The sequence below is a fragment of the Cohnella sp. genome (assembly GCF_041640265.1).
Classification (GTDB): domain Bacteria; phylum Bacillota; class Bacilli; order Paenibacillales; family Paenibacillaceae; genus Cohnella.
Genome location: NZ_JBEQAP010000010.1, coordinates 1 through 13,102 on the forward strand (window position 1 = coordinate 1; position 13,102 = coordinate 13,102).

At 48.4% G+C, this 13,102-nt stretch carries 11 protein-coding genes; 2 read left to right on the forward strand and 9 right to left on the reverse strand.

Annotated features, from left to right (window positions below):
• Nucleotides 1-179: 179 nt before the first annotated feature.
• Nucleotides 180-1,082: an RNA polymerase sigma-70 factor gene (locus ACESLK_RS09815; RefSeq protein ID WP_373229232.1), complete on the reverse strand. Its 903-nt coding sequence runs from the start codon at nt 1,080-1,082 to the stop codon at nt 180-182.
• A 26-nt stretch (nt 1,083-1,108) separates the two neighbouring features.
• On the reverse strand, nt 1,109-2,440 hold the full coding sequence (locus tag ACESLK_RS09820; protein ID WP_373229234.1) for a phytoene desaturase family protein: 1,332 nt from the start codon (nt 2,438-2,440) through the stop codon (nt 1,109-1,111).
• 144 nt (nt 2,441-2,584) lie between these two features.
• Between ACESLK_RS09820 and ACESLK_RS09825 the strand changes: the two genes are divergently transcribed.
• Entirely contained in the window at nt 2,585-2,746 is a 162-nt protein-coding gene (locus tag ACESLK_RS09825; protein WP_373229235.1) for a hypothetical protein, read from the forward strand.
• Between the two features lie 77 nt (nt 2,747-2,823).
• Here ACESLK_RS09825 and trxB read toward each other — a convergent pair whose 3' ends face one another.
• Nucleotides 2,824-3,744 (reverse strand): thioredoxin-disulfide reductase, encoded by a 921-nt coding sequence (gene trxB / locus ACESLK_RS09830; protein ID WP_373229237.1) that lies wholly within the window; start codon nt 3,742-3,744, stop codon nt 2,824-2,826.
• 645 nt (nt 3,745-4,389) lie between these two features.
• Nucleotides 4,390-5,367 carry a phosphotransferase family protein gene (locus ACESLK_RS09835; protein ID WP_373229363.1) on the reverse strand — a complete coding sequence of 326 codons (978 nt, stop codon included), beginning with the start codon at nt 5,365-5,367 and terminating at the stop codon, nt 4,390-4,392.
• Between the two features lie 185 nt (nt 5,368-5,552).
• On the opposite strand from ACESLK_RS09835, the gene ACESLK_RS09840 reads away from it, so the two are divergent.
• Nucleotides 5,553-6,797, forward strand: coding sequence for an alpha-L-fucosidase (locus ACESLK_RS09840; protein ID WP_373229238.1), 1,245 nt, complete (start codon nt 5,553-5,555; stop codon nt 6,795-6,797).
• A gap of 357 nt (nt 6,798-7,154) precedes the next feature.
• Here ACESLK_RS09840 and ACESLK_RS09845 read toward each other — a convergent pair whose 3' ends face one another.
• The 5 genes from ACESLK_RS09845 to ACESLK_RS09865 all read right to left on the reverse strand — a co-directional run bounded on the left by ACESLK_RS09845 (nt 7,155) and on the right by ACESLK_RS09865 (nt 13,096).
• Complete coding sequence (locus ACESLK_RS09845; RefSeq protein WP_373229239.1) at nt 7,155-7,430, reverse strand: hypothetical protein; 276 nt, start codon at nt 7,428-7,430, stop codon at nt 7,155-7,157.
• Between the two features lie 290 nt (nt 7,431-7,720).
• Nucleotides 7,721-9,436 carry a type 2 periplasmic-binding domain-containing protein gene (locus ACESLK_RS09850; RefSeq protein WP_373229241.1) on the reverse strand — a complete coding sequence of 572 codons (1,716 nt, stop codon included), beginning with the start codon at nt 9,434-9,436 and terminating at the stop codon, nt 7,721-7,723.
• Between the two features lie 65 nt (nt 9,437-9,501).
• On the reverse strand, nt 9,502-10,380 hold the full coding sequence (locus ACESLK_RS09855) for a carbohydrate ABC transporter permease (RefSeq protein ID WP_373229244.1): 879 nt from the start codon (nt 10,378-10,380) through the stop codon (nt 9,502-9,504).
• A gap of 12 nt (nt 10,381-10,392) precedes the next feature.
• On the reverse strand, nt 10,393-11,328 hold the full coding sequence (locus tag ACESLK_RS09860; protein WP_373229246.1) for an ABC transporter permease: 936 nt from the start codon (nt 11,326-11,328) through the stop codon (nt 10,393-10,395).
• Nucleotides 11,329-11,551: 223 nt separating this feature from the next.
• Nucleotides 11,552-13,096: a response regulator gene (locus tag ACESLK_RS09865; RefSeq protein ID WP_373229247.1), complete on the reverse strand. Its 1,545-nt coding sequence runs from the start codon at nt 13,094-13,096 to the stop codon at nt 11,552-11,554.
• Nucleotides 13,097-13,102: the final 6 nt, after the last annotated feature.

Sequence of the window (13,102 nt, forward strand, 5' to 3'; positions counted from 1 at the left end):
ATTTGCCGCCGACTTCCTTCAGATTCCACCTCACGGAGGACACCCTTGTCTTAAGCTAATGACTACTACTGCCTTCGCCATTCGGGACTTGCACCCTATAGATAACGCCCATGCTGGGCGACACTAATAAAAAGCGGTCAAGCAGGGAGGGCATTCTCTCGCTTGACCGTTTTTGGTTTTTATAATCGAGGTAAATGGTGAAGCTTATCCGGGTTTATGACGATGTAAATATCGGTTACGACATTGTCCTCTATTCGAAACGTCATGACATTGTTCGGCTCCTTGCCAAAGTAAGAGACGATAGCCGGCTGGTCATTATATGTGACGATACGATAAGAATAGTCAGCAGGAAGCTTGCTTAAGATACCAAATAAGAACATTGCAATTTTCTCAGCACCCAGTATAGGCCGGATGGCAGCGGTAACCTTCCCGCCCCCGTCTGAGTATAACGTCGCATCCGATTTCATCTGGCTAACCAGCTGTGCGGAATTACCAGATATCAAAGCTTGCACGAATTGCTCTACCTGCAGCTTGATCGACTCCGAGCGCGGAGACTCGGTACCTTCCGAATCAGCCGAGACTTTCAGACCGCTAATTCCGTTCTTCGCTCGATGGAAGATTTGCCGGCAGTTTGCACTGCTCTTCCCCACGATGTCGGAGATCTCGTCATACTCATATTGCAGTACTTCTCTGAGGATAAACACGGCTCTCTCGACCCATGAAAGCTGTTGAAGCAGGAGCAAATAAGCCGTTGAAAGTGATTCTTTATGCAGGTAGGTTCCAGATGGGCGATCGAAATCCTCGACATCGGTCAGAAGCGGCTCGGGTAACCATGGGCCGACGTAAACCTCGCGTTGTCTGCTCGCAGCTCGAAGTCGGTCAATACAGCGGTTAGTTACCATCTTGCACAGATAGGCCTTCTCATTAAGAACCTGTGGAGGCTTACCCTCACTCCAGTATAGAAAGATTTCCTGAACAACATCCTCCGCGTCCATTACGCTTCCAAGCATTCGATAGGCCAAGGAGAATAACAGAGGTTTATAAGTGCGATACAACACATCCGGCGACTGATTAAGAGTCACACAAACACCTCCCAGGAGAAAGATGATTAGCGCGCATAAGCAATAAGAGGTTTAATTGGGGCACCGAGTTCCAATTGGTTTCCGATAATATGTCGGGCAGCTCTTCTGGCGCTTGCAGCTGAAGCATCAGCTAACATTTCTCCATGGCTAACCCAATCACCTGCAACGTAAAGCCCTTGAATTTCCGGAACGATTGGACCTATATTCTGTTCCGTACGACCGAGGTGGGGATAATCGTGAACGACTGTCATATTCGGCAAGTACTGCCGGGAGACGACTTCCTTCTCCCAGCCAGGATGCAGCAAGCTCATCGTTTGCTCTAACATTCGTTCGTCAGCTTTAGGGTCCTGTTCCCCTTGACCGTTATACTTCGTTAGGTGCACAACAATTGCTCCATTCTCGCTCAACTTAGCTGCTCTTGAGTGATTCGAGAAAAACACAGGCTGATCCACCCCGATGGCGAAGTCACGCTTCGCCACGGGCAGACGCTTCAAGGCAAGGTCCAGACTTGCAGCAATCGAAGGTCTTGCTTCATCTTTCCAGCGTTTCAAGATGGTTTTCTCCGCTTCCTTTGTCATCCGATAAGTGTCTGCAGGAGAAACCGTACTAATCACGTTCGGGACCTCAAGCAATGTCCCATCTTTACAAAGCACACCTCTTACCTGCCCGCTGTCATGCATGATATCCACTATTGTTTTGTTCATTAGGATGCTGACTCCATTCTGTATCGCCAGATCTCGAAGCTGATCCACAATCGTTTGCCAGCCGCCATCCAAATACTTTACTCCTGACTTTAGCGCGCGTTGAACCTGTTTCAGTACAGGTCCTGCCCGTTGAAAATCAGGATCTTGGGTGTAGGTTGCCGTTCGACAAAGCGCGTAGAAAATATGGCGTACCATCGGATCGTGTATTTCCCCTTCCGCCCAAGCACGGAGACTCATGAGCGGAAGTGTAGCGGGCTTCGCTTTGATCATTTTACCTAACGCTTTTATCAGCTTAGCTTTACCAGACCACCCCAGTAAGGGCGATGTTAATAGCCCCATCGGATCTCCCGGCATCGACATGACCTGGTTATTCCATATGGCTGATCCTTTAGAGGAAGGTTTTTTACCTTCCAACTTAAGTCCATACTCCTGTAAAATACCGTTCGCCTCGCCGCCGAGATACAGCGCATGTCCGCCAAGGTTAAATAAAGTCCCATGCTTATTGATCGTTATTGCCCTTCCACCCACATGGCTAGATTTCTCGAGAACAACGACTGATCTGCCGGCTTTCGCTAATTCAATTGCTGCAATCAGACCTGCCAGACCACCCCCGATAACCGCCGCGTCGTAGCCTTGTATTTCTCTGATTTCCATGACTATCGCCCTCCGTCTTATACGTTCTAATAAATAAGTCGATAACGGAGAGTATTTTGTGACACGCGGAGTGAAAAGTTTGCAATCCATATCCGGAGTAACCTCCGTCGAATTGGGTCATTCTAACCCACAGGAGGTGATACCATGACCGGAAGAAACAGCAAGCCGGACAATAACGGACCCGCGAGTCACCCGAGTCAACTAGATCAGTTCGGAGATAAGCTTGGCTCCGACAATGATGAGGAATTCAGCTCCGCCGCCAACAAAGCTTGCGAGGTTACCGAGAATGTGGAGCCAGACCACTAATAATCAGTCTACATGCTGAAAAAAAAGAGGCCAGGGATCATCCCAGCCTCTCGTTTCCTATTTTTGTAAGAATGACATCACAGATTCTCCAAAAATCTTTCACAATCCAATGCAGCCATACATCCCGTTCCTGCAGCGCTGATCGCCTGACGATAACGATGGTCCTGTACATCTCCGCAAGCGAATACGCCTGGGATATTGGTTTCCGTCGTGCCTGGATTCACTAGCAAGTAACCCGTTTCATCGGTCTCTAGCTGCCCGTCCAAGAATCGCGTATTCGGAGTATGTCCAATCGCAACGAAGATACCGTCCGCAGCGATGACTTCCTCTAAACCTGTTTCATTGTTCGTTACCTTCAAACCGGTTACGCTCAACGGACCACTCTGCACCTCTAGCGGAGTCCGATTAAGACTCCAGCTGATTTTCGGATTGCCGCGAGCGCGATCCTGCATGATTTTCGATGCGCGAAGCTCATTACGACGATTGACGAGAACAACTTCCGAAGCGAAACGGGTCAGGAAGTGAGCTTCCTCCATTGCGGAATCTCCGCCGCCGATGACGATGATTTTCTTGTTGCGGAAGAAAAATCCGTCGCATGTCGCGCAAGTACTTACGCCCCGCCCAACATTATCTTTTTCACCTGGGATACCTAAGTATTTAGCAGAAGCGCCAGTAGAGATAATCAACGACTCTGCCGTAAGCTCACCCATGCCCTCAACAGACAATGTGAATGGACGCTTTGACATATCTACGCTATTTACCCATCCCGAGCGGAACTCTGCACCGAAGCGCTCTGCTTGCTTACGCATGTTAGCCATTAGCTCAGGGCCCATAATGCCGTCCGGGAATCCCGGAAAATTCTCTACCTCGGTCGTAGTCGTCAGTTGACCTCCTGGTTCCGGTCCTTCAATAACGAGTGGATTTAAGTTGGCCCTTGCCAAGTAGATCGCCGCTGTTAGTCCCGCAGGTCCTGTCCCGATAATAATTGTTTTGTGCATCTCTCTCCACGTCCTTCATCTTTCTCTATTTAGAGTCCACTGAAAAAAATCATACCATCCATGCTACAGAACTGCATGAAGGGTTGATTAAAGTTCGATGAAGGTTTTATGAAGATAACTAAAACACTCCCATTTTAAGCTTATTCCTAGAACTATCAATCTCTATACTTGGTGAATGAAAGCAAACTTAAGCCCTTGCGAATAGTCTCCGAAATTCTCCACAAATAGGTTAAGTCCTCTAACATTCACGACGTCTTCTCGAACACCACTCCTGACAAGATAGGACGATTAAATGGAGGTCTAGCTGTTCCAGAATAAAAGATTACGGCTGCTATTATTTGCAGAACAAACTGTAAAAAGTGCAGGTTCTTTCGCCAACAACTGCTTTTAGAACGTTTGAACTGCAAAAAATACAGGTGTTTGGGGTTAGTCGAGTCATTATAGCCAATTTTGGGTTGAACACCTGTAGGAAATGCAGGTTGGTTGGTGAATATCTCGTTTTAAGCTACATTTACTGTAGTAAATACAGGTTCCACCAATAAACATGGGCTGACTCCAAGTCTTTAACGACCTTAAGGGACAATCCCTATACATTCCGGTAGTGGTTATCCTGAATGAAGCGTGCTGTTGCAGGAGCAGTTCTAATTATTGAGTTGAGTTACGAAACCGTTTCAAGCTTTCCACTAGATTATCGTATGCCCACTGCACATGCTCTTTATTTTCGTATTTACGATAAGCGCATTCGATATGGAGGATGAGGTCGAGATAGAGGTCATAGAGTGTCCGTCTAGCCATTTGCGATGGTTCCGTCAGCCATAAACCATATCCCTGTCTGAATGCCGCCGATGGGTTAAAGCGACCGAAATACACTTCCATCAGAGGATCTCCCCACAGCGCTCTCTCGAAATCTATAATACCTGTTACCTTACCATCCTTAACGAACACATTGCCGTCCCATAAATCCCAGTGAACGAGCTGAGGTTCTTTCACTTCGTCTAAGACACCCAACCGAAGCTCGATCTGTTCCTTCAGCTCAGAATACGGAATTGTTAAAGTTACTTCGGCATCTTCACCGTCCTCCAGAACGCCAAAGATCATCTCCCGGAAAGCATCCTTCCATGAATCGTGCTGAGTGCCCGAATAAAACCCGAACCGCTTACCCCTAACTTGGTTAATAAGCCGGTTCATCACACCCAGTTGATGCTCGACCGCCTCCCGCTCCGTCTCGGGCATGGATTCTTTCACATGGTTGTAAGGAGTGCCTTCAAGATGCTCCATCATATAATATTCGACAGGTAACAACGTAAAAGATGCATCATAACGGTAGATTCGAGGAATCGGCAGGCCTTCGATCCCTGCTAATTGGTTCATGGCATTAACCTCAGTCCTCATCGTATCGACCTCACTGCGCATGAATTGAGTAGTGACAGGGGGGCGCGCCTTAAGAACAACCCGTCTCCCATCATCCAATTGAATTGAATAGGCACTGTTTGCCCAACCATCCGACAATTCAATCAAGGAAACAATGGAACAGCCAAACGCTCTTTGGGTAACCTCGTTTAACTGTTGTTCCGATAATTTGGTTTTATAAAGTCCTTCTATTTCATTCGCCTCCCTGCTAATTGATTAATAGAATATCCTTTATTTGTCATCTTGCATGACGGTGGCCTTGACTGTCAATTTAAAACTAGATTTCTGACGAGATCACCCTCACGGCTTCATTCCTCTTCTTCCCCATTCCCGTATTCTGGTTTATGATGATCGAAGAGATTTCCGCACGCTAATCATTCCTTAGGAGGCTCTACACCATGCACGAAAATCCCGTACCCAAACCGTATATTGCCGAGTTCGAACACCTCGGTTTCGGCATGTTCATCCACTGGGGGCTGTATTCCCAGCTCGGACAAGGCGAATGGGTCATGAAGCTGCGCAAGATTCCGAAAGAAGAATACAGGCAGTTGAAGTCGACGTTCACCGCTGAGGACTTCGACGCGAAAGCGATCGCCCGTTTGGCCAAACTCGCAGGCATGAAGTACATCGTGCTCACGACCCGCCATCATGAAGGGTTTTCCCTCTTCGACACACTGAGATTGAGCGATTATGACGCGGTTCATAGCCCTGCCGGTCGAGATCTGATCGCGGAATTCGTGGAAGGCTGCCGATCCGAAGGCATCGTTCCCTTCTTCTATCATACGACCGCGGATTGGTACCAAGAGTCGTACGTGAATGATTTTCCGGCGTACTTGGCCTATTTGCAGAAATCGGTGGAGATCCTGTGCACTCGTTATGGGAAAATCGGCGGCTTCTGGTTCGACGGCAACTGGGACAAGTCGGACGCCGATTGGCAGGATGACGTGCTGTATGGCATTATCCGTAAACACCAGCCGGAAGCGATCATCGTCAACAACTCCGGCCTTCATCAGCAGGGCGAATACGGACATCCGGAAATCGATTCCGTCACGTTCGAGCAAGGCCGCCCGAAGCCGCTCGACCGCCGGGGCCGCTCGAAGTACGTCGCCGCCGAAATGTGCCAGACGCTGGCCAGCTATTGGGGCTACAGCAGCATTGATTTTCAATACAAATCGGTGAAGGAGTTAATCCTCACATTGGCTGCTTGCCGGAAAGCGGGAGCCAATTATTTACTCAATATCGGGCCGACAGCCACGGGTAAAATCGTAAAGCTGCAGGAAGCCATGCTCGAGACGGTCGGGGAATGGGTCCGTTTGTTCGCTTCCGCCCTTTATACGGCCAAGCCTTGCGGTATCAACGGACACGGCAGTGATTTCGGCTTGGCAGGCGAGGACGCGAAGCTATACTTTTTTGTACACGATCTGGCGGTATCCGGCGACTGGAATGTCACTGTACCTTCCGGCGGCGTGGGGCCGCGCACGTTCACCGGCGTAGATAAGCGCATCCGGTCGATCAAGTGGCTGGATAACGGCGAAGAACTGAAATTCGTACAGGATGCGGATTCCGATCTGTTCACGTTCCAGGCGACGGGTTATCCGTACGGCGTCGACTATGTGGTGCGGGTGGCGGAAGCGACGCTGTAAGAAATCATAATAATATGGGGCTTTCCGTCAAAAAGGAGCTATCCCGAAAGTAAGTAAGCTCACTTCAGGGACAGATCGCTTTTAGTTGACGAAAACGGTACGGAGCAGATCCAGCATTCTTCTCCGTCCCGTTTCTTTTTTGTTAATGGTGTCCAAACAAACTTTCTTCAGAACCGTGAACTGTAAAACATACGGTTAATTCAGTTATATAATGTTGAACAATATCCTCTGCCTGCACATACATCTAATTTAACTGTTTCTGGCCTCATATCGGGAAATGATCTTTTTTACCTGCACCTTCTACAGTAAAACTTAAAATTGCATGCGATTGATCGATAATTACTGTTTGTTTTACAGTTATTTTTTCCACATCGACTCCAATCCTAGGGGCCATCCATGATCCTCCACATCTTTTGGCCGGGTTGGCCGAGCTAGGCTGGCAGCTAGACGGATCACTTCGTTCTCCTCAAAAAAGGCCCGCTTTACTGGGGTTTGGCTCGTTTCATACTGGCTTAAAAGCATGCGCATAAGAGCGACGATAAGCCCAGCGTTGCTCTCCACATCGTCATATGCGATGGAAATGACACGAAAGCCCAATGCCTCGAGATAGAGCTCTCGCCTGCACCTTTCCATCCGGGGATTCTATAGGTAAAATCCGCTAAGTAGGACTCCCACGCCAATCCGTTACCTCGTATTGATGCCCTTCAAAATCCCCCCTTAACTCCTACCAAATAACGCCCCAACCCCCGTGTTTGTACGGTGGATCAGGACGTTCTTCGTCTCTTCCCGTATTCTACCATAAGTGATTGTACCGCAAAGTCATCGGTTATGACTTATGGGACAGCTCCTTGTATGAAGAGCCGGCTTCCAGGAAGCTGCCCAATAATGCTATTCCCTTCTTGCATGAACTTGGATCGGTATGATTAGAGACCTTTTTTCTTCAGGTCGACGAGATGCTTCTGATACATTGCTTTCTCAACTTTCTCTGCCCCTACTTTGTCCATTTGACCGAGAAACGTGTTGTAAGCATCGTCGAAATCAGCGTCGGATTTGGCTAGGACAAGCTTCGGAATCGTTTTGTTCCACAAATCCTTCACCTTGCCGTTGATGATGCCTTCCGGCGTGGAGCCCTCAGGCTCGATAACGTTAAAGTCCATTGCGTAGTTATCGAAGTTGAACCTCGCGAGCATTTTCATTGCCTCGAATTGATCCGGATAATTCTCAATAAATGTTTTGTTGCCGGCGTTATCCCACAGCTTTCCGGATCTCCACATCAACGTGGTGTCGTCGAAACCATATTGGGCGTTATACGCCGCATTGTCGTTTTTCTCCAGATCCTGGATTTCCTTCTTCTTCACCGGAGAGCCGTCCACCATGTCGTAAGTCTCTCCTTCTTTGCCGAAACGGAAATCCAATTGGCCTTCATCGGACAAAGCGTACTCGAGGAATTTGATCATCCGCTCCGGATTTTCCGCTTTTTTGGTAATGAAGAAGCCTTGCCATCCCATTAAACGAGACACCGGGTAACGGGGGTCCTGACCGTTTACCTTCAAACCGTCGAGGGCCTGGTACGTTTTGTCCTCTCCAATCGTGCTCGCGATCTTGGGATTGTACATTCGGTACATATTGTCCATGTACTGGGAAGGAACTACGTAATTTGCTCCGTACAGCTTCTCTTCGTATTGCTCCTGCTTATAAATGAGCAACTGAGGATCGAACAGCCCGGCTTGACTTAGCGTGTTAAGGTAACGGAATGCTTCCTTGAACCCTGCGTTGCGCATCGGGAATTCAATTTTTTGTTGATCGGCTTTTAACCGTTCCTGATCGAGGTTAGGCGAGAAGGAATAGATCAAATAATCCATCGAACGGCTGCCCTTTAATCCATTAGCGTTAACATCGAATACTTCCAGACCGACCGACGAAACGTCCGGATACTTTTCCTTCGCTTGCTTCAAGACGTTTAACAAATCGTCCGGCGACTCGATCTTAGGATTGCCGAGTGCTGCATATATATCTTTTCGAATAAACCAAGGGCGGATCCCGATCGGAGGGATTTCCGATTGCAGGCGATCCTTCGTTTCGTAGAAATTCGGCACGTAGTACAGCTTGCCGTCTACCGAATGGTATTGGACCATTTCCTTGTCGAGCACGTCCCACATCTTCGGAGCGTATTTGTCTATCAGTTCGTTCAGCGAGTATACCTGATCATTCTTAATAAGCTTGGAAACTGCCGGGTTGCCCCAATCGAGCATGATCGAATCCGGCAGATCGCCTGACGCTATCATCGTATTCAAGTATTCGTCGTCATTTCCGGTCGCCAGGAAACGATCGATCTTAACTCCAGTCTTGTCGGTGATGAGTTTGGCAGCGTACTGGTCTTTCCATAAGTAGTTCGTTGCCCACGTTCCGTAGAAATACTGTGTAAAAGTGAATGGCGATGTGTCTTTCTTCCACGCAGGCTCATTAGGATCGACGGATGCCGAAGCGGAGGCAGATGGAGATACCGCCACCGATGGCGATGCCGATTCACTGGAAGCCGAAGGATTGTTGTTGCTCTTGGAACAACCGGCGAGAACCAGATTAACCGACAGTGCCATAGCGAGCAAAGCTGTCAAAGGCTTGCTGATCTTGCGATTCATGTTACAACCTCCCATTAGTATGTTTAAGTATATACTTTGAACAGCGGATGCCGTTAAAGCCATTTTCAACCTTTTACGGAACCAATCAGAATGCCTTTGACGAAATACTTCTGCAGGAACGGGTAGGTGAATACGATTGGCAGCGTTGTAATGACCATCGTTGCCAGCTTAACCGATTCCGCTGTCACGGCTCGGAAGCCGAGATTCCCCGCTGCAATGCTGACATTGCTGTTGGAATTGATGATTTGAATTAATATTTGCTGAAGCGTCTTCAGGTGCTGACCGCCGTAAAGCATCGCGTCGAACCAGGAGTTCCAATGAAACACGCCGTTATATAGAGCGATGGTCGCGAGTACCGGCTTGGAAACCGGAAGAATGAGCCGGAAAAATATCCTCAGGTCATTCGCACCGTCGATTTTGGCCGATTCCTCCATCTCCTTCGGGATGCCTCGAAAGAAGGTCACCATGATAATCGCATTAAAGGGATTGAACAGGTTCGGCAAGATATAAGCCAAAAAGTTGTTTTTCAGATGAAGGTATTTCGCAATCAACAGGTAGGAAGGGATGAGTCCTCCGCTGAAATATAAAGTGATGACAGCCAAGAGGATAATGAGCTTACGCCATAGCAGGTTCGGTTTAGAGATTCCGTATGCGAAGGCCCCCGTGAACAGAACTGCAGCAGCCGTGCCGATTACGGTCCGGGCAACCGTTACAACGAATGCATTCGAGATGCTGTCGTCCCTGAATACCATCTTGTAATTCTCTATCGACAATACCCGAGGCCAGAAAGTGATTCCGCCGCGGGCCGCATCGATCGGATCGTTGAACGAGTTAATCAATATGTTGTAAAAGGGATATATGGTAACGAAAGCTAACAGCGCCATCAGCACAATATTGATCGTATCGAACAATCTCTCCGGTAAGGTTCTTGCATGTGAGAGCATCGTGAGAGCCTCCTAGAATAAGCTTTCTTCTGTTAATTTACGTGATGTGTAATTTGCGCCCAATACCATGACGAAAGCAACGACGGATTGGAAGAGTCCGACGGCTGTGCCGTAAGAAAACCGACCGAGTATGATCCCTGATTTGTAAGCGTAAATGGACAACACATTGGCGGCATCCTGCGTCATCGAGTTTTGCAGGACATACATCTGATCGAAGTTCGAGTTAATGAGCCCGCCGACGGAGAAGATGAGCAGGATGATGATCGTCGGCTTCAGCGCAGGCAGCGTAATGTACCATATCCTTTTGAACCGCCCGGCACCGTCAACGACCGCAGCCTCGTAAAGTTGTGTATCGATTCCTGCAATCGCGGCAAGGAATATGATTGAATTCCAGCCGATGTTCTTCCAAATATCCGAGATGACGACAAGGCTCATGAATGTGTTCGTGTTGCCCATGACCATTGTGTTGCTGTCGATTAATCCGACGAATGCGAGCAATTGCGTAAGTATGCCCGTCTCAGGGCTTAGAAGCGTATACATGAACCCTGCCACCAATACCCAGGAGACGAAATAGGGCAAGTAAGTAAGCGACTGCACCAGCTTCTTAAACCGCGCACTTCGTATTTCGTTGAGTAACAGCGCCAGTATGATCGGAGCCGGGAACCCGAATAAGAGCTTGTAAATGCTGATTTTTAACGTCGTATTTAAGGAACTGATAAAGGTCGGATCGTTGAACAATTCACTGTAGTTGTCCCAACCAAGCCAAGGACTGCGGATGAAGCCTTGAATCGGGTTATAATCCTGGAAGGCAATGATAACGCCGTACATCGGAAAGTAGCTGAAAATAATGAGCCAAATGACCGCCGGCAGCGTCAAAATCATCAAATATCTTTGTTGCCAGAACGTATGCCCGATTCCGCGCCTTGGCATAACGGAGGCCGATTTCATGCTGTGACTTCTCTCCTTCGATGCGCACCTCTCTGAGAGATCATTGTGGATGCGCTTTCATTTTGAGCTATGTTCCTATCGTAATTTATTTATCCGCGCTCGAATATGCAAAAAAGCAATTCGAGTATTGTAAAACAACACAAATGAAAGCGCTGTACAAAGCGCCACGAAAAAAAAAAAAAAAACCGGGAGTGCATACTCAACTCCCGGCCCTCTCTTAATATTAATCCATCAGGTTAATACTCTGATATTCTCCCGGAGACATTCCGACCGCGCTTTTGAATACAACTGCAAAATACGAAGGATTAGGAATGCCGACCTCTTCCCCCACCCGCGACACTTTCTTGCCCGGAATCCGCAGCAATTCCTTCGCTTTCTCCATTCGCCATCCGGTCAAGTAATCGTTGAACGATTTTCCCATCGATTTTTTAAACATGACCCCGACATAATTAGGTGAGAGGAACAGAGCGGCGGCCGTTGTCTTCAAGTTAATGTCCGGCGAGCCGTAACGCTCTTCGATCATTCGGATGACTTTCTTGACCACATAATCTTCCGTGTCGTTCCGTTTCTCGCCCATGACAGCTATCGCCCGTCCAACATAGCCGGTCATATGGACTCGGACACCCGGCATGTCTCTTTCTTCGGCCACATTGCCATATAGCGTATTGTCATGAACAAGAATCGATATTTCATAAATCAAGCTGTTCAAATAGCTGCAGATAAAGTCTTTGGATGCTCCTCTGTGTGAGCCGAGTAAATCAAGCAGTTCTTTCAGCATGCGGACTGCTTTTCCTTCATCCATGCCGCTTACGGCTTGCAACATTTGGCGGGATAAAGTGTTTGCCTGATTCAGAACTGCGTGGGCGATGCTCACGAAATGCTCTTGCTGTGCCAACGTTTCGGAATAAGCCGCCGTTCCTTCAACTTCCCAGAACTCCCCGAATTTGCAAGCCAGCCGAGCTTGCCGGCAGCTTTCGCGAAATTCGGACGGAGAGTTTGAGGAATTACCGATTCCGATCCAGGACACGCCTGGATAAGATCCGTCACGGCGGGTCAATTGAGCGGCGAAGCGTTCCACCAAAGGAACTTGTTCCTCTGCCACTGACCATAATACGAGCCAGTCGCCTTCGGCTCCTTCTGCGAACAAGACATCGAGCTTTTCGGGAAGCTCATCTACTTTTCGTTCCATATCCGGAAGCTCAAGAACACCACAACCGCGCTTGACCGCCCAGACGACATATTGATGATCATTCTTCCGAAAAGGGTCCCCTTCCAGATGTTCGGGGCTTGCTTTGCCCTCCAGCACATCGAACCATAGCTGCTTACGCTCATCGGCCATTAGCGCCATGACCTGTTCCCGCAATCTTGCCGTTTCCTGCGAACGGCTGAGATCCAGCCTGCACTCATCAGCCGTCTTTCGCATCACTTGAAGCAAGTGTTGTTCTTCGACAGGCTTAAGTAAATAATCGTTAGCCCGGAATTGAATCGCCTCTCTCGCATAGCCGAAATCGTCGAAACCCGTCAGCAGAATGATCTTAATCTGCGGGTATTTAACCTTCAATCGTTTCGACATTTCTATTCCGTTCATCCCGGGCATCTTAATATCTGTGATCACGATATCAGGCACCAGATGATCTGCCTGTTCCATGCCTTCTATCCCGTCCCTGGCCGTGCCTGCGATTTCAATTCCAAGAGCACCCCAATCCAAATAATCGACGAGCCCTTCCCGTTCCCATCTCTCATCTTCGACGATAAGCAACTTGAGCATGCCGAC